This window comes from Arthrobacter gengyunqii (assembly GCF_023022985.1).
In the GTDB taxonomy this organism is placed as follows: Bacteria; Actinomycetota; Actinomycetes; order Actinomycetales; family Micrococcaceae; genus Arthrobacter_B; species Arthrobacter_B gengyunqii.
Window position 1 is genome coordinate 2,741,146 of record NZ_CP095461.1, and the last position, 17,886, is coordinate 2,759,031.

A 17,886-nucleotide genomic window follows, 5' to 3' on the forward strand; every position below is an offset into this window, starting at 1 on the left:
ATATCGGCGTCCTTACTAAAGTATCTCAGGCCCGCTGCATCGTGCAGATCGGGCATCACCGGAATGTGTTGCATCGATCGAACCGGAACCTGCTGCTCAACTGCCTGGAGGCGGGCAACCGGTGCCGCTGACCCGTAATACCGGGATTCACCGCGCCAAAGGCTAGAATTGGTCGCGGCCCTATGGCCCACCGTCAACGCCCCGGAGGCTCCTACATGGACTGGCTTAGCGCCGCACCCGCCCTGATGATCGCCCTGCTCATCCTGATTATCCCCGGATTCGCTGTCGGGCTGGTGCTTCGCATCCGGACCTTCGACGCGATTGCGCTGGCGCCACTGATTACGGTTACCCTCATCAGCCTCTCGGCCATTGTAGCGTCCATTATTGGACTTCCCTGGAACATCGGCGTCGTTGCTGCAGCCACCGTTGTGGCCCTGCTGATCGCCTTCGTTTTCCGGCTGGCAGAAGGCCGGTTGCGGCCGGCGCCGCGCACCCGGCAGGAAACTCCGTTTTCCCGTGAACTGCTGTATGCCGGCGCTGCCCTGATAGCCTTCCTGCTCATTGGCTGGCAGGTTGCCCGCGTCATCGGCGTGCCGGAAAACTTCTCCCAGACCTTTGACAACAATTTCCATTTGAACGCAGTGCGCTACGTGCTGGAAACTGCCGACGCGTCCTCGCTCACCCTAAATTCCATGACTTCCGGTGATCAGCCTGCAACGTTCTACCCCGCTGCCTGGCACGGGCTGACTGCGCTGGTGATCCAGCTGTCAGGTGCACAGCTCACTGTGGGAGTCAGCGCCGTGAGCATTGCCATAGCCGCTGCCGTCTGGCCACTCAGCCTCCTCTTCGCAGTCCGTCAGCTCGCCCGGCTGGTCCCCGCTGCCGTCCTGGGCGCCGGTATCCTTGCCGGCAGCTTCGCCGCGTTCCCCCTTCTGCTGCTGGACTTCGGCGTCCTTTATCCCAACCTCCTGTCATTGGCGATGGTCCCGGCGGGTCTTGCCCTGGGTGCCATCGTGCTGAAGCAGGCCCCGGCAGCAGTGCTGGATGCGCCGCGCGCCTGGCTGCTGGCTGCGCTGACCCTGCCCGGCATTGCGGTGTCCCACCCCAACGGCATCATGACGCTGATCGCCCTGGCATTGCCGGTCCTTGTCTCAGCCTACGTTTTCCATCTCCGGGATCTGGCCACGTCCAAGGCCACACCAGCCCGCTACGTCCTTCCGACGGTTCTGTTTGCCGCCGCCTGGGGCATCGTTATCGTGTTGTGGAACGTCGTCCGTCCCGCCCCCGAGGACGCTTTCTGGGGCAACGTACAAACGGTTCCCCGCGCCGTGGGTGAGGCCCTCCTGCTGGGCCCCCTCGGCGCGCCGGCTGCCTGGACGGTTAGCATCCTCGTGATCGTGGGTATCGTGGCCTGCTTCCGACAGCCGCGCCTGCTGTGGGTGGCCGGCTCGTTTGCGGTTGCCGTTGCCCTCTTTGCGGTGTCCTCCGGTACTCCCATCTCGGACACCCGCATGTTCCTGACCGGCGTCTGGTACAACGACTCCCAGCGGCTCGCTGCTGTCCTCCCGCTCGCCGCCGCTCCGCTGGCCGTGCTGGGACTGAACCTTATTCTCAAGCCGCTCACTGTATTCGCCGGGACTGCCATCGGCCGCAGCCGGATGAGCGGCACTGCCGCGGCAGCAACGTCGGCAGTCCTTGCCGTCGTTCCCGCGCTGATGCTGTTCCCTCTGACCCAGGGCAACAGCATGGACACTGAAATTGCCAGGGCGCGCGTCAATTACATCCCTACCGACACGGCTTCCCTGCTCACCAATGATGAGCTGGAAATGATTGACGAGCTGGACGAACTCACTCCCGAGGACGCGGTCATCGCCGTCAACCCCTGGACCGGCGGAGCACTGGCGTACGCCCTTGGCGACCGTGAAACCACCCACAAGCACATTTTCTCCACCAGCACCCCGGAGCTGGAGATCATCGACGCCAGCCTCAAGGACGCTGGAGATACCCCGGGCGTCTGCGAAGCAGTCGAAGCAACCGGCGTTGGGTATGTCCTGGACTTCGGTGACCAGGAGGTCCACGGCGGCGACCACCCCTACCCCGGACTGGATGAGCTTGAAACCGACGATGACTTCAAGCTGATCAGCAGCGTCGGTGACGTCCGGCTCTACGAATTCGTCGGCTGCTGACTCTGCCCGCACGCGCTGACACCTGCAGAACGACGACGGCGGCCGTCCCCATTGGGGCGGCCGCCGTCGTTTCAGGTATTCGGACCGGGCGGATCAGCTGCCGAAGGCGTGCCGCAGAAGAACCGGCACCGCACTGAAGTTTTTCGAACGCAGAGCGCCCGGAACCAGGACCAGCGCATGTGCACGGGAGGTCACGTGCAGTTTTGCCGCCCTACGGGTGCGCCCCCATCCCTTCCCGCCAGCGAGAGTGGCCGCGAGGCGGAAAAAGCGGCGCTCGCCCTCGAACCGGCTCCCGTCCACCAATTCCAGGGAAGACGCACTGGAACTGTGCCGGCGGTAGCAAAAGACGGTCTCCGACAGGACCAGCAGGTCCTCGCCGTCCAGGATCAGGTCCAGAATCAGGGCAAGGTCCTGAATCACGGAAAAGTCGTCACGGAAATCATGGGTTTGGATAGCGTCCCGCCGGAAGGCAAGGGACGGCCAGTACAGCCAGTTTCCATGCATCAGGCCCGCCATCAGGCGGTCTCCGTCGAGCGTACGGATGGGCGGAGTCCGCGGGCGAAGCATCTTCTGCTTAACGCTGTCCGTCAGCGTGACTGACGGTTTACCGTGCTCATCCACCACCTGGACCCCGGGCTGGATGATCCCCACACGGGGAGCCGTGCGATGGGCCGCCATCACCGTCTCGACATAGCCGGGCAGCATGAAGTCGTCGCAGCCCATAATGGTCAGCCGCGGCTCGGTGGCCATCTGCACACACCGACGGAAATTCTCGGTGATGCCGCAGTTTTCCGGATTACGGATGTATCGGATCCGCGGTTCCCCGGTCAGTCCGGCAAAGTACTCGTCAACGGCACGGTCCGGATAAGCATCGTTGATAACTGTCAGGCGCCAATGGGGGCTCGTCTGGCTGCGGACGCTTTCCACCGCGGTCCGCAAATAGCCAAGATCCCCCCAGAACGGAATGTAAATGCCCAGCACTTCCGGCTCTGCTGTCATGATTTTTCTCCCAAATCTCGCACATAGCTCTCCAAGCTCTTGGCCGCGCTCTCGGGCACAAAGCCGGCCGCCTCAAGCTTGCCCAGGTCCAGGGTGGAGCGCAGCGGCCGCGGAGCCACGCCCTCCTTGCCCGCGAAGTACTCCGCCGTGGACACGCCCGTGACGGACTCCGGCGAAGCGCCGCAGAGGCGGAACACGTCGCGGGCGATCTCAGCCCACGAAGCCTCGGGCCCGGTGTTCGTGAGGTTGTACGTGCCGTACGGGGCACCGGATTCCAGCAGATACCGGATACCCGCTGCCAGGTCCTCGGTGAAGGTCAGCCGGCCGATCTGGTCATCCACCACCGACGGGGCGATCCCCCGGGCGGCCAGTGAGGCCATGGTCTTCACGAAGTTGCTGCCGTCCCCGATCACCCAGGATGTGCGCACGATGTAGTGCGCCGGCACGGCCCCCACCACGGTGTCGCCGGCAGCCTTGGACTGCCCGTACACGCCCAGCGGGGAAAACGGCTCCTGTTCATCGTGCAGCGGTGCGGTGCCGTCAAAAACATAGTCCGAGGAAACCTGCACCAGGGTGAACCGGTGCTCCGCCGCAACCCGGGCCAGCCGGGCCACGGCGGTTGCGTTGATGGCCCAGGCCGCCGCCCTGCCCTCGGCTGTTTCAGCGGTGTCCACGGCCGTGTACGCGGCCGCGTTGATGACGGCTGAGTAGTTCTTCCAGTTCCGTGACGCGAAGGACGCGGGATCGGTGAGGTCAAAGTCGGTGCGGGCAGCGAACTCAACGTTCCCGGCGCCGTCGTACTCAGCGCGCAGGGCACGGCCCAGCTGCCCGTCAGCGCCCAGGACCAGGATCTTCTTCGGCGGCATCGGCACCACATCGGCCAGCCGCGGATGGGCCTTGTCCTTGTCCGAGAGCTCCGCCTTTTCCAGCGGGATCGGCCACTGGATGGCCGCGGTCTCGTCAGCGAGGTTCAAGAACGTGTACTGCCCCTGGGCATCGGCGCTCCAGTGGTCATTGACCAGGTACGTGTAGGCGGTGTTGTCCTCCAGGGTCTGGAAGGCGTTGCCCACCCCGCGCGGGATGAAGATGGCCGTGTCCGGGCCCATCTCGGCGGTGAAGACCGTGCCGAAGGACGGGCCCTCGCGCAGGTCCACCCACGCGCCGAAGATCCGGCCCGTGGCCACGGAAATGTACTTGTCCCAGGGCTCGGCGTGGATGCCGCGGGTGGTGCCGGCCTTTTCGTTGAAGGAAATGTTGTTCTGCACCGGCCCGAAGTCCCGCAGTCCCAGCGCAAGCATCTTTTCCCGCTGCCAGTTTTCCTTGAACCAGCCGCGGTTGTCGCCGTGGACCGGAAGGTCATACAGGACGACGCCGGGAATGGGCGTGGGGCGGGCAGCCAGGGGCTTGGAGAATTCTACGGTCATGGCGTTACTGGCCCTGGACCTTGTATTTGGCTTCGGTGGCGTCCTTCTGGGGCCGCCACCATTCCTCATGTTCCCGGTACCAGGCGATGGTATCGGCCAGTCCCTGCTCGAAGTTGGAGAACTGCGGAGCCCAGCCCAGCTCGGAGCGCAGCTTGGAGGAATCAATGGCGTAGCGCAGGTCGTGGCCGGGACGGTCGATGACCTGGTCGTAGGCGTCCGCGGGCAGCCCCATGTGCGTCAGGATCAGTTCCACAACTTCCTTGTTGTTCTTCTCCCCGTCAGCACCGATCAGGTAGGTCTGGCCGATCTCGCCCTTTTCAATGATGGTCAGCACGGCCGAGGAATGGTCGTTGGCGTGGATCCAGTCCCGCACGTTCTCCCCGGCACCATAGAGCTTGGGCCGCACGCCGTCGATCACGTTGGTGATCTGGCGGGGAATGAACTTTTCCACATGCTGGTACGGGCCGTAGTTGTTGGAGCAGTTGCTGATGGTGGCCTGCAGCCCGAAGGACCGCACCCAGGCGCGCACCAAAAGGTCCGAACCGGCCTTCGTGGAGGAATACGGGCTGGAGGGGTTGTACGGGGTGGCTTCGGTGAACCGTGCCGGGTCATCCAGTTCCAGGTCGCCGTAGACCTCGTCCGTGGAGATGTGGTGGAACCGGGTGCCGTGCTTGCGTGCCGCTTCGATCAGCGTGTAGGTGCCGATGATGTTGGTGTCCAGGAACGGGCGCGGGTCATGCAGCGAATTGTCGTTGTGGGACTCAGCGGCGTAGTGCACCACGACGTCGGCCTCAGCCACCAGCGGATCCACCAGAGCGGCGTCGCAGATATCGCCCACGACCAAGGTGAACCGTGCCGGGTCCAGGCCCTGCAGGGAGGCACGGTTGCCGGCATAGGTGAGCTTGTCCAGCACCGTAACCTGCGCATCGGTGTGCTCCAGGACGTAATGGACAAAGTTAGACCCAATAAAACCGGCTCCGCCGGTCACCAGAAGTTTTTGCATGATTTTAACCCTACCTGTCCGTCAGGGCACCATTGTCCGAGTCCCTACCGGCCGGCAGTCCTTCGCTCAGGGGGCTGCAATGCTGCGCTTGGTGCCGCCGGCGGCACCGGATGCGGGCGATGAGCGAAGGATGACCCACAGGTGCACCGCGATGCCGCAGAGCGGACCTGCGGCAAGGCTGATAATCGTCCGTGTCTCGATGTCCAGCGGCAGCCACAGCAGGGCAAAGGACACCACGCAGGCTGTAACCCAGCCCAGCGAGTAGGCACGGTGCCGGTTACTGGCGATGGTCAGCGCACCGGTCAGGGTGAGCAGCGCCAGGAATCCGGCGTCGAACGTCAGTGCGGCCAGGACCGCCGGGGACATGTCATAGTGTTCGCCGAAGAAGGCCACCATGAGCCAGGGGCCAAGAAGCCACGCCGCAGCAGCACCCACCACGGCGACTCCAATCAGTAAACCGAAAATGGGAGCCACTGCTTTCAGTCCCTCCGATCGCCGGGACATGAAATGGGTGATGGCGACGCCTTGGTAGGCCTGCAGCGGGATCATGAGCGGTGCACGAGTCAGCGACAGCGCCATCAGGAGGGCAGCAGATTCCAGGTACACGGAATCCGTGGTGGTCAGGCGCAGCAGCACGGGAAAGCCAACCACCAGTGACGCACTGGCCGCCGCGGCCATGCAGGCATGCCACACGGTCCGCAGGTAGGGCCGCAGGCTCGTATCGGACCGATGCAAGAAGGCTCTGCGGCTTTGGGGTGAGAGGAGCATAAACAGCAGCCAGGCAGCGGTGCCCGCGGCGGTTGCCCAGGCCAGTCCCGCTACTGTCGCCCCGATCAGCACCATTACAACCAGGACGGCGAGACGGACCGCAGACTCGGAGGCGATCATTCTCGAGTAGGTCCCCCAGCGTCCCAGGCCACCGAGCTGCCCCATCATCACCGCATGACCGGAGTAGAAGACAGCGGTCACACAGACCACAGGGACGAGTGCGGTGGCGTAGGTGCCAAAGATCGGCGGTGCCCACAGGGGGGACGCTCCGGCGATGACAAGGCCTGTCCCCAGACCCACTGCCAGAGCAGCCGGGCCCATGCGGGGCCGGCGCCGCTCATCAGGCGTTTGCACCGACGCGGATCCGGAAACCTCCAGGCTGCGTGCGGTCTTGGCGGCACGGGTAGTCTCGACGGCGATGCCGCCCAGCACCCCGATGACAAGGAACACCACAGACCAAAAGGTCAGGAAGGCGGCGTTGTCCTGCTTGTCCAGCGTGCGGGCCGCTACCACGATCACGACGTAACCCACGGCTGCGGAGGCCAGCGAGGCGGCTCCCACGCCGGCGGCCGAAGCCTGGCCCATGCCCTTTTCAGGGGTTTGAGCCCCCTTAGCTTTACCCAACTTGAATCTGATTGCTTTTCACCTCGTGTCAGCCACTCCTTCCGGCCGGCAGCGGGACGGAGAGGATTATGCGGAGGATGCCGGGCAGGGATGCCGCCCCGGAGACAAAACTCCCACTGATCAACCCTACCGGAGCTTCACCCCGGGTACATTGCGTCCAGTGCCCGCTCTGCGCTCGACATACCGAAGAGCGTCCGCGGTCTGTGATTTTGCCGGTGCCACGGGCTGGGAGAAGATGATTCCATGCGCGGAATAATACTGGCCGGCGGCACGGGATCCCGGCTGCACCCCATCACCCATGGCATCAGCAAACAGCTTGTACCTGTCTATGACAAGCCAATGATCTACTACCCACTCTCCACGCTTATCCTCAGCGGCATCCGCGACATCCTCATCATTACTACCCCGTACGATGCGGATCAGTTTGAGCGGCTGCTCGGAGACGGCAGCCAGTTCGGGATCAGCATCACGTATGCCCAGCAGGCCTCCCCCGACGGCCTCGCCCAGGCTTTCGTCCTTGGCGAAGAACACATCGGCGGAGAATCCGTGGCCCTGATCCTTGGAGACAACATCTTCTATGGCCACGGTATGGGAACCCAGCTGCGCCGGTTTGAAAACGTGGACGGCGGAGCCATCTTCGGCTACTGGGTCCAGGACCCCAGCGCCTACGGCGTGGTGGAGTTCGACGCCGCCGGCAAGGCACTGTCCCTGGAAGAGAAGCCCGCACATCCCAAGAGCAACTACGCAGTCCCGGGTCTGTACTTCTACGACAACGACGTGGTGGAGATTGCCAAATCGCTCAAGCCTTCTCCCCGCGGGGAACTGGAAATCACTGACGTGAACCGGGTCTATCTGGAACGCGGGAAGCTGCGTGTGGACATCCTCCCCCGCGGCACCGCCTGGCTGGACACCGGCACGTTCGATTCGCTCAATGACGCTTCCAATTTCATCCGCACGGTGGAGAGCCGGCAGGGGCTCAAAATCGGTTCTCCAGAGGAAGTTGCCTGGCGGCTGGGGTTCCTCTCAGACGATGAGCTGCGCAAACGGGCGGAGCCGCTGGTAAAAAGCGGCTATGGAGACTACCTGCTCTCCCTGCTCGAGTCTGGTATGAGGTAGGGCGCTTCCACCGGGGCAGTGAAAAGGGCGGACCCAGCGGGTCCGCCCTTTTCACTGTCTGCCGGTTTCCCTAGCCCTGGCCACGCAGGCGGGCGACGACGTCGATTACCGGGCCGTCCATGACCACCTGCCCGTGCTCGAGCAGCACACCGCGCTCACAAATCTTCGCCACCAGATCCAGATCATGGCTGACAACAACCAGGGTCTTGCCTTCGTCGGCAAGCTCACGGATTTTTGCGATGCACTTCTTCTGGAACGGCTCATCGCCCACGGCCAGGATCTCATCCACGAGGAACACCTCGGGATTGGTGTGGACAGCCACGGAGAATGCCAGCCTCAGGTACATGCCCGAGGAGTAGAACTTCACCTCGGTATCGATGAACTGGCCAATCTCCGAAAACTCAACGATGGAGTCAAACTTCTCGTCGATCTCCTGCTCGGTCATGCCCAGGATGGCACCGTTCAGGTACACGTTGTCCCTGCCGCTGAGGTCGTGGTGGAATCCTGCACCCACTTCGATCAGACCGGCCACCCGCCCCCTGGTTCCCACGGTTCCGGTGTCGGGGCGCATGACGCCCGAGATGTGCTTCAGGAGCGTGGACTTGCCTGACCCGTTCAGGCCCAGAAGCGCAACCGTCTCCCCCTGCTCGATATCCAGGGAGACACCTTTGAGGGCGTGGAACTTTTCCGAGAGGTCACCCTTGCGGCCCTTCACCAGCCAGACAAACGCCTCCTTCATGGAGCGCGTATGCCGAAGGACAAACTGCTTGTTGATATTGCGTACTTCAATGGCATTTGCCACGGTTCACAGCTCCTGCGCGAAACGGCCTTCAAGGCGACGGAAGACGAGCTGGCCAATCAGCAGCACAGCTGCGGATATGGCCAAGGCGACGGGAATCCAAAGGGACAGCAGGTTCGGCGGAATTGCCTCGGCGCCGTCCGTTGTGGGGAGCCAAAACGCAAAGTGGAACGTTTCCACGGCCACGGTAATCGGATTGAGCTGGTAAAGGGTGAAGAAGGTCTCCCCCAGCTTTTCCTGCACCATGTCCCATGAATACAGCACCGGGGAGGCCCAAGTGGCAATCATGAGCAGCATGTCCACAAGGTTCTCCGCGTCCCGGAAGTAGACGTTCACTGCCCCAAAGAGCAGGCCCAGTCCCGTAGCCAGCAGGGCAACGATGATGAACCCCGCCACCGCTGCCGCCAGCTGGAGCAGCGAAGGGCGCCATCCGTTGAACAGACAGGCCACCAGAAGGATGATCATCTGCGGAACAAAATGCACCGCGGACACCCACACCGAGGCCACTGGGAAAAGCTGTCGCGGCAGGTAGATTTTCTTGATGAGGCCGCCGTTGCCCACGATGGAGCGGGACGCGTTCCCGAGCGCTTCAGTGAAGAAGTTGATCAGGACAATGCCGGAGAACAGATAGATCGCGTAATTCGGCAGCCCGCTGGGATTGCGGTCACTCTGCTCCAGGTTCAGGAAGATGCCGAGGGCAATGTAGAAGACCACGAACTGAACGCCGGGCTTTACATAGGACCACAGGAGCCCAAGTACCGACCCGCGGTAACGGACCTTGAGTTCCTTGGAAACGAGCAGCTTGAGCAGGAAGCGGGACCGGAAGATATCCGCCAGTCCTGCTCCCCGCCCCGGGGTTTCGAGCGCGCCGGTGGACAAGCTTATTTACTCTCTTCCGAGTGCTTTTCGAAGGTCGCTTTCCAGGCCTCCATGGACGTGATTTCCGGAAGCGCCTTGCGGTACTTCTGGCTCAGCTTGTGCCAGTCCCTCAGGATTTCTGCGTTCAAGCGCGCTCCCTCGGCCAGCAGTTTCCGCAGCTTCTTTGGATCCCGCTGGTACCACGAGGCTGCCGTGCCGTCTGCGTTCGTGACCACCGCGCTGTCATACTGCGACATGCGCCACCACCGGTTGTCGATGTGGGCAACCCGGGCCTGGGGCCGTTCGATGCTGGACTTCGCCACCGGCTTGGTCAGCTGCCGGACAATGGTCTTGGCTGCCCAGGGCACGAGCGTGACGTAGGACGGTGCTTTGAAGCCCTGTCCGTGGCGCGGCGGTTTGACCATGCCCGGGCGGGGGAACGCCTCGGGGTCGGCTTCGAACTGTGCTTCGGAATATTCCTTGCGCATCGCCTGAATGGCAGGGAGCCGGCTGGGCAGGATGTCGTGGAGCTGCTCCGGACCGGCGATCAGGTCCTTCAGCGCCATCACGCGTCCCTGTGCCGTGAAGTACTGCATGGAGATCAGGTGCTTGATATCAATGAAGCTGCCCTCACGCACCACCCGTCCGCCTCGCGGATAGGGGCTGTGCAGCAGGGCGGTGATGATGCGGTTCCGGCTGTGGAAGTAGGCCTGCCAGTCCACGGCATCGTCTTTGTCAGCCCAGGTGATGTGCCAGACGGCGGCACCGGGCAGCGAGACGGTGTTGTAACCGGCGGCCTTGGCGCGGAGCCCGTATTCGGCGTCGTCCCATTTGATGAACACGGGCAGGGAAAGCCCAATGTTGCGGATAACCTCGGTGGGGATCATGCACATCCACCAGCCGTTGTAGTCCACGTCCACGCGGCGGTGCATCCACGAGGTGGTGCGCAGGTTGGTGCGCGCGAAGTCGTGGCCGAGGACCTGTTCCTTGAACGGATGGTCCGGCTGGAACCGGAAAACGTTGACCGTCTCGCCGAAGGTGTGCAGGACGGAGCGGTTGTACAGGTCGAACATGTGCGCACCGACGATGGTGGGCGTCTTGCAGTGGTCCGCGAAGGTGAGCATCCGGGTGATGCTCTCCGGTTCCATGACGATGTCATCATCGAGCAACAGCGCATAGTCGCTGCCGTTTTCCACGGCTTCATACATGCCGCGGGCAAAACCGCCGGAACCGCCCAGGTTGCCCTGGTGGATCATCCGGAGCTTGCCGCCAAGTGCGGCTTCGGCTTCCGCGAAGCCTTCGGCGTCAACCAGCTTCTTGGTCCCCTGATCAACGATCAGCACCTCGGCAACGTTTTCCAGTGCCTCGGGATTGTCCGCCAGAATCTTGAGGTTGTTCAGGCAGAACTCGTTCTTGTTCAGCGTGGTGATTTCCAGCGTGATTGAACCGGGTTTCTGTGCCTCGCCTTCGGCCATCCAGTTGGCTTCAACAAGGGCCATGGGCTCGGCGCCCGCCACCAGGTCAAACCAGTACCAGCCGCCGTCGCCAAAGGGCTTCAGCGTGAGGTCAAAGTCGGAAACCGTGTCACCGTCAACCCGCCGGGTCAACACATGCTGCAGGGAGCCGCGAGCGTTGGACTTGTAGACGCTGACGGCGCCGGCGCCCTTGGTTTCCACATGCAGGCGGACACTTTCAACGTCGGTCCAGCGGCGCCAGTAGCTCGCCGGGAAGGCGTTGAAATAAGTGCCGAAGGACAGACGCTGCCCGGGGCGGGCAATGGTGCCGGTGCGGGAGAGGAAGTCCTCCACATGCACTTCACCGCCGGACGCGGCGGCCTCGGTGCTCTGCGTCTTCGTGGACTTCATCATGGAGCCGTCCATGGTGTTGAACTGCGCACCCATGGCAGAGCCGCTGTCGACGTACAGCAGTGCCGTGTCCATTTGGCTCTGGTCCGGGAAAATGATGCGCTGCAGTGTATGCCACTGCTCCGATTCCCCGATGGTGCCCTGCTTTTCTTCAGTCTTCAGCTGGCTCACGCGTCAACTCCTCCGCTTTCGAGCTTTGCCCCGCCGGTGAAGTGGGGCTTAATCTTATTGTCGTACATCGACAATGCCGATCCGATCGCCATGTGCATGTCCAGATACTTGTAGGTGCCCAGGCGTCCGCCGAAGAGGACTTCCTTTTCGCCCTTGGCAAGGTCGCGGTAGGCCAGGAGCTTGGCCCGGTCCTCCGCCGTGTTGACGGGGTAGTACGGCTCGTCACCCTTCTCCGCGAACCGGGAGAATTCGCGCATGATGACCGTGGCGTCCTTGGTGTAGTCGCGCTCAGGGTGGAAGTGACGGAACTCATGGATCCGGGTGTAGGGAACGTCCTCATCCGGGTAGTTCATGACCGAGGTGCCCTGGAAGTCCTCCATCGCCAGGACCTCTTCTTCGAGGTCGATGGTGCGCCAGGAGAGGTTCCCCTCGGCATAGTCAAAGTAGCGGTCCACGGCACCGGTGTAGATGACCGGCACCTGGCCCCGGGTGGCGTCGCGGGAGAACTCATGTCCGGCGTCAAAGAAATCGGTGTTCAGGTGCACCTGGATGTTGGGGTGGTCCGCCATCCGCTCGATCCAGGCCGTGTAGCCGTCAACGGGCAGGCCCTCGTACTTGTCGTTGAAGTACCGGTTGTCATAGTTGTACCTGACCGGCAGGCGGCTGATGATTTCGGCCGGCAGGTCCTTGGGATCGGTCTGCCACTGCTTGCCGGTGTAGTGCTTGATGAACGCCTCGTACAGCGGGCGGCCGATCAGCTGGATGCCCTTGTCATTGAGGTTGGCCGGATCAGTTCCGGCAAGTTCGCCGGCCTGCTCCTGGATCAGGGCCTTCGCCTCGGCGGGGCCCATGGAGGAACGGAAGAACTGGTTGATCGTGCCCAGGTTGATGGGCATGGAGTACACCTCGCCCTTGTGGCTGGTGTAGACCTTGTGAACGTAGTTGGTGAACTCGGTGAACCGGTTGACGTACTCCCAGACGCGTTCATTGGACGTGTGGAAGAGGTGCGCTCCGTAGCGGTGCACCTCAATGCCCGTCTGAGTTTCCTTTTCGCTGTAGGCGTTGCCGCCAATGTGGTGGCGGCGGTCCAGGACAGCGACCTTAAGGCCCAGTTCCTTTGCAGCGCGCTCGGCTACGGTCAGACCGAAAAATCCCGATCCAACGACGACGAGGTCAACGTTCACTTGCTTCTCCTGTTTGTTTCGGTACTGCCCATGCGGGCACGGACCCGACGGTCTAGGTTATCCGAGAATCGGCACACCGGCACTTTTTGGCAACACGACTCAGGCTCTACCAGTTCACAGCTGCACGGAATCGGCTCTCGAATGCGTCAATCATTGAGGCGGTGTAGGTGGTTGTGAGGTGATTGTCGTCCAGATAGACGTAGACGTTGCCCACCGTTGGGACGCAGGTGCCGTAGGGGCAGATCAGGTCCGTCATGTCCATCAGTTCTACCCCCGGCAGCGATGCGAAGAAGGACGCAATGGAGACGGGATCTGAGAGTTTCTCACTCACATCGGTGCTGCATTCTTCGGAGTACGGGCCATTGGCCTCGGCGCATCGGAGCATATCGAAGCTATACCGAGGATTGTCACGGACGCCCACCATTGGAATCCCGGCCTGCCGCAGCACCTCGGATGCTTCCGGCAGCCCGTCGACGGGCGGATCGGCAGCCTCCACCGGGCGAGCGGCCGTCGCCACGGTGAAGACGGCGTCGGGATTCAGTTCCAGTGCGTAGTCCAGCGCTGCAGCGTTGAAGTCATTGCATCCAGGGCTCCGCCCCTCGGAGGGCTCCCCGAATGAGCAGGCACCCATCAGCAGAGAGATCAGCTGGTAGTTGAGCTTCTTCGCCATCGGCTCCAGTGCCCCAAGCCACTGCTCGGCATGGGAATCCCCGATGACAAGAACAGTTTTCTCTGCCTCGCCCTCCGTCACCGATGCCATGCACGAGTCCAACAGCACGGGATCAGAAGGCCGTGTATCTAGGTCCGAACAGTCGGTTTCCAGGACACCCCATTCTTTGCCCAGCGAGCTCAGCAACGGAATGGGTTGGGCATCCGGAGTACTCATGTCTGCCAGCAACACACGCGCCCCGGGATTGTTCTGGAGCGCCTCGGCTTCAAGCCGCTCGGCCTGGACTTTGAGCCCGTACTGCCAGCCCGCTATCGGGGCCGCCGCTACGGCAACGCACAGGCCAATCACCACGGCGGCCCGCACCGAGTTTCGATTGACCCAGGCCGAGGAACGAAGCGGGCGTTCAACCAGCTTGGTAGTCAGGTAGGCCAGGACAAGGGAGAACATGATGATCGCAGCTCCGCCTACCAGTCCCACTTCCTGGCGGTCCCGCCAAATCAGGTAGATCACCAGCACGGGCCAGTGCCACAGATACAAGGCGTAGGACATGTCGCCAAGACGCATCAACGGCTTCCAGGACAGGAACCGGTCTGCGCCAATGCGGCTGCCTGTCTGCCCGGCCACGATCACCAGCGATGCCGCCACCAGCGGTACAAGCGCCACATAACCGGGGAACTGTCCCTGAACATCCAACAGAAAGCCCACGCTGAGCATAATGGCAAGCCCCAGCCAGCCCATCCCGACCCGCATCCAGCGCGGCGGCTTCAGATAGGGCAATGCCAGTGCAAGCAGGGTTCCCAGGGCGAATTCCCAGAGCCTGGTTCGGGTATCGAAGTAGGCGTGGGCCTGGTTCCCATAGGTCTCCGCAATGGAGAAGCTGAGGGAGGCAACGAAGACTGCCCCAAATACGGCCAGGACCACTAGGCGGAAGCGAACCCGAAGCATGCGGGCCAGAAGGGCGGATGCAGCCAGCAGCAGCGGCCAGAGAATGAAGACCTGTCCTTGGATGGAGAGGGACCAGAAGTGCTGCAGCGGGCTCGCTGTGCTGTGGTCTGCAGCGTAATAGTCCACTGACTCACCGGCCAGCACCCAGTTCTGGAAATACAGCAGCGAAGCCCAGCTCTGCGAGAGAATCTCAGACCAGCGGCTCCGGGGAACGAACAGCGCCGTTGCTGTCAGCGTTCCCAGCAGCACCACCGCAACCGGAGGCAACAACCGTTTGAACTGGCGCAGCCAATAACGGCCAAGCTTCAGCGGAACCCCGGCTTCAACTTTCCGCACGAAAGAGAGCGTCAGGAGAAAAGCGGAGATAAGCAGGAAGATGTCCACTCCGCCGGAAACACGCCCAAACCAGATGTGATACGTGACAACCATGAGCACCGCCAGCGCCCGCAGACCCTGAACCTCAGGTCGGTGAGCGGTTTTTTCGGCAAGAGGGGCACCGCCCACGGCGGCCCTGGGGGCTTCCGATTGTAGCTGCGACACATAAACCTCTCATTGGAACGGGCAATCCAGCCATAGACTTTACCCCCACAACCTTGGGCAGGACCTTCGGGCGGCTGCAGCGAGGACGTCCTCGGACCCCCCGGTTCCAATTTTACGTACCGAACTTATCTGCTCTTCGCGGTGGATGCAGCCCACCCCGCCCCGCTGGATCAGTCTTTAGAAAGCCTTCGGCTCGCCCGAAATCCTGCTGGTGTGTTCGAGCACGGGGCGGGTGAACAGCAGCAGCAGCACGGCTGCGGCAGGCAGCAGCAGGAGCAACCCAATCAGGACAATCCCGCCCTGAAGCGTGGGAACCGCAAGGACGATGGCGAACAGCTGGAAGACCAGCGCTCCGGCACGGGTCCAGCGGAACCCGCGGAAGAAGAAGTGGCCGAGGATCAGCAGCCATACGCCAGCAGCAGCAAGCAGGACTGCGGTAAACACTGCCCCGCCAAGCGACGCGGCCGTTGCAGTGAAGAGGTTGTAGACAAACCAGCCTGCCAGCACCAGCAGGGCTGCTGCTTCCAGGACGAGGACTGCGGAAATAACTTTGACAGCCGCCGGAACGGATGCCGGACGTCCGGCTTGGGGCTGCGGTTCTTGAGGTCTTGACACACTGGCACACTACCGGACATAGTCGGAGAGCGTCCGGCCCATGGGTTCCGGACAGCGGATGTTGTGATGCATCCCTCACCACTTTGGCCACATTCGTGACCACTTAACCCTTGTCTGAGTTTCCGTAACGTGGAATCCTAGTAGTTGGGGAAATCAGGGGCCGGAGCCGGCCCCTTTCGTTTGAAGTTGCTCGTGAATGTTTTCACAAACACGTGGGAGACAACTATTTAGAGGAGATTGTGATTAGCATGGATTGGCGGAGCCGCGCAGCGTGTCTGGACAAGGATCCGGAGCTGTTCTTCCCTGTGGGCAACACCGGCCCGGCTCTTCTTCAGATTGAAGAAGCCAAGAGTGTGTGCCGGCGATGCCCGGTTATGGATACCTGCCTCCAGTGGGCCATCGAAACCGGCCAGGACGCAGGCGTCTGGGGCGGCATGAGCGAAGACGAGCGCCGCGCGCTGAAGCGCCGTGCCGCACGCGCACGACGCGCTTCGTAGTTCAGACCGGACACTTGTGATCCAACGGATCTCACTCCGTCCTCCAGACTTCAGAAGGGCCGCTGCCACGGGCAGCGGCCCTTCTTGTCTATCTTTCGCGCCCATTTCCGCGTAAAGCCGGGTCAGCTCCTGCGGGATTCATTGTCCAGTCCCATTTCAATCCGGACTTCAGTGCCTCCGCCCGGACGCGCAGACCATTCAATGGTGCCGTCCAGCTCGCTCTGGACCAGAGTGCGCACAATTTGAAGCCCCAGCCCCTCCCGCCGCGGTTCAGGCGGCAGCCCGGCGCCGTCGTCGGCCACTGTGACCGTAAGGATTTCCTCGGCGTAGGCTCCCCTTTGCCGAGCGGCGCTGAGCCATACCGTGCCCTTGCGGTCCGAGAGTCCGTGCTCGACGGCGTTGGTTACCAGTTCATTGATCACCAGCGCCAGCGGCGTGGCAAAATCACTGGGCAGCTCTCCGAATGATCCTTCCTTTTCGGTGCTCACCTCCTGGGTTGGCGAAGCGACTTCTGCGGCGAGCCGGAACTGCCGGTCGATGAGCTCGTCAAAGTTCACGTTCTGCGTCAGTCCCTGGGACAGCGTTTCGTGAACCAGCGCAATGGTGGCCACCCGCCGCATGGCCTGTGCCAGCCCCTGCTTCCCCTCTTCGCTTTCCATCCGCCGCGACTGCATCCGCAGCAGGGCCGCCACGGTTTGCAGGTTGTTCTTGACGCGGTGGTGAATCTCACGGATGGTGGCGTCCTTGGACACCAGTTCCATTTCCCGGCGGCGCAGCTCGGACACATCCCGGCACAGCACCAAGGCACCGAAACGTTCCTTCTCGTCACGCAGCGGGATGGCCCGCAGGGAGAGGCTTACTCCACGCGACTCAATCTCGGTGCGCCACGGCATGCGGCCGGTCACCACCAGCGGCAGGGTCTCGTCCACCATGCGGCGGTCCTTGAGCAATGCGGTGGTGATTTCGGCCAGGGCACGGCCTTCCAGGCTCTCCATCTCCCCCAGCCGGCGGAAGGCAGAGACGCCATTGGGTGAGGCATACTGCACAATGCCGTCGGCATCCATCCGGATCAGTCCGTCCCCGACGCGCGGGGCGCCGCGGCGTGAGCCGGTGGGGGTGGCGAAATCCGGCCAGAGCCCCAGGGTGCCCATCCGCAGCAGGTCATAGGCACACTGCCGATAAGTCAGTTCCAGGCGCGAAGGCATCCGGGAGGAGGACAAATCCATGTGGCTGGTGACCACGGCAAGGGTTCTGCCGTTGCGGACAAACGGAATGGCCTCCACCCGCATGGCTGTCTCGGCCGTCCAGTTTGTTTCGGGTGAACGTTCGATGACCTGGCTGGTCCAGGCCTTGTCCACCAGTGGCTGCAGATCGGCACGGATCCGCTCCCCGACGAAGTCACTGTGGAAGACAGTGTGCGACGTCGAGGGGCGGGCGTGCGCCAAAGCCACGTAGCTGCCGTCTGGAACTGGAAACCAGAGCGCCAAATCGGAGAACGCCAGGTCGGCGACCAGTTGCCAGTCGCCGACCAGGAGGTGCAGCCATTCCGCGTCCCCCGGCCCAAAGTCGGCATGGTCCTTGATGGGGTCGGTGAAAATCGCCACGGTCTCGTCTTCTTTTCG

At 62.6% G+C, this 17,886-nt stretch carries 13 protein-coding genes and 1 pseudogene; 3 read left to right on the forward strand and 11 right to left on the reverse strand.

Annotated elements, in window-relative coordinates; translation table 11 throughout:
• Positions 1–182 precede the first annotated feature (182 nt).
• Positions 183–2,186 carry a DUF6541 family protein gene (locus MUG94_RS12535; protein ID WP_227906385.1) on the forward strand — a complete coding sequence of 668 codons (2,004 nt, stop codon included), beginning with the start codon at positions 183–185 and terminating at the stop codon, positions 2,184–2,186.
• Between the two features lie 93 nt (positions 2,187–2,279).
• Here the strand turns inward: MUG94_RS12535 and MUG94_RS12540 are convergent, their stop codons facing one another.
• From MUG94_RS12540 to MUG94_RS12555, 4 genes are all read right to left on the reverse strand, one after another.
• On the reverse strand, positions 2,280–3,185 hold the full coding sequence (locus MUG94_RS12540) for a glycosyltransferase family 2 protein (protein ID WP_227906386.1): 906 nt from the start codon (positions 3,183–3,185) through the stop codon (positions 2,280–2,282).
• A complete protein-coding gene (locus MUG94_RS12545; protein ID WP_227906387.1) occupies positions 3,182–4,609 on the reverse strand; it encodes a sugar nucleotide-binding protein in 1,428 nt (475 codons plus the stop codon). Before MUG94_RS12545 ends, MUG94_RS12540 begins: the two co-directional genes overlap by 4 nt.
• 4 nt (positions 4,610–4,613) lie before the next feature.
• A complete protein-coding gene (gene rfbB, locus MUG94_RS12550; RefSeq protein ID WP_227906389.1) occupies positions 4,614–5,612 on the reverse strand; it encodes a dTDP-glucose 4,6-dehydratase in 999 nt (332 codons plus the stop codon).
• 66 nt (positions 5,613–5,678) lie between these two features.
• Entirely contained in the window at positions 5,679–6,965 is a 1,287-nt protein-coding gene (locus MUG94_RS12555) for a polysaccharide biosynthesis protein (protein WP_227906391.1), read from the reverse strand.
• Positions 6,966–7,247: 282 nt separating this feature from the next.
• On the opposite strand from MUG94_RS12555, the gene rfbA reads away from it, so the two are divergent.
• On the forward strand, positions 7,248–8,120 hold the full coding sequence (rfbA, locus tag MUG94_RS12560; protein ID WP_227906393.1) for a glucose-1-phosphate thymidylyltransferase RfbA: 873 nt from the start codon (positions 7,248–7,250) through the stop codon (positions 8,118–8,120).
• Between the two features lie 70 nt (positions 8,121–8,190).
• Here rfbA and MUG94_RS12565 read toward each other — a convergent pair whose 3' ends face one another.
• The 6 genes and pseudogenes from MUG94_RS12565 to MUG94_RS12590 form a co-directional block, all read right to left on the reverse strand.
• Positions 8,191–8,922 carry an ABC transporter ATP-binding protein gene (locus MUG94_RS12565; protein ID WP_227906394.1) on the reverse strand — a complete coding sequence of 244 codons (732 nt, stop codon included), beginning with the start codon at positions 8,920–8,922 and terminating at the stop codon, positions 8,191–8,193.
• 3 nt (positions 8,923–8,925) lie between these two features.
• Positions 8,926–9,798, reverse strand: coding sequence for an ABC transporter permease (locus tag MUG94_RS12570; RefSeq protein ID WP_231704801.1), 873 nt, complete (start codon positions 9,796–9,798; stop codon positions 8,926–8,928).
• A 2-nt stretch (positions 9,799–9,800) separates the two neighbouring features.
• Complete coding sequence (locus tag MUG94_RS12575; protein ID WP_227906568.1) at positions 9,801–11,717, reverse strand: glycosyltransferase; 1,917 nt, start codon at positions 11,715–11,717, stop codon at positions 9,801–9,803.
• Between the two features lie 92 nt (positions 11,718–11,809).
• Positions 11,810–13,009 (reverse strand): annotated as a pseudogene (glf, locus tag MUG94_RS12580) (UDP-galactopyranose mutase); the annotation flags it as partial.
• 94 nt (positions 13,010–13,103) lie between these two features.
• Positions 13,104–15,152, reverse strand: coding sequence for an acyltransferase family protein (locus tag MUG94_RS12585; RefSeq protein ID WP_227906398.1), 2,049 nt, complete (start codon positions 15,150–15,152; stop codon positions 13,104–13,106).
• A 177-nt stretch (positions 15,153–15,329) separates the two neighbouring features.
• On the reverse strand, positions 15,330–15,767 hold the full coding sequence (locus MUG94_RS12590; protein WP_227892101.1) for a hypothetical protein: 438 nt from the start codon (positions 15,765–15,767) through the stop codon (positions 15,330–15,332).
• 248 nt (positions 15,768–16,015) lie between these two features.
• Between MUG94_RS12590 and MUG94_RS12595 the strand changes: the two genes are divergently transcribed.
• Complete coding sequence (locus MUG94_RS12595) at positions 16,016–16,264, forward strand: WhiB family transcriptional regulator (protein ID WP_104052537.1); 249 nt, start codon at positions 16,016–16,018, stop codon at positions 16,262–16,264.
• A 122-nt stretch (positions 16,265–16,386) separates the two neighbouring features.
• Here the strand turns inward: MUG94_RS12595 and MUG94_RS12600 are convergent, their stop codons facing one another.
• Entirely contained in the window at positions 16,387–17,868 is a 1,482-nt protein-coding gene (locus MUG94_RS12600; RefSeq protein WP_227892105.1) for a sensor histidine kinase, read from the reverse strand.
• Positions 17,869–17,886: the final 18 nt, after the last annotated feature.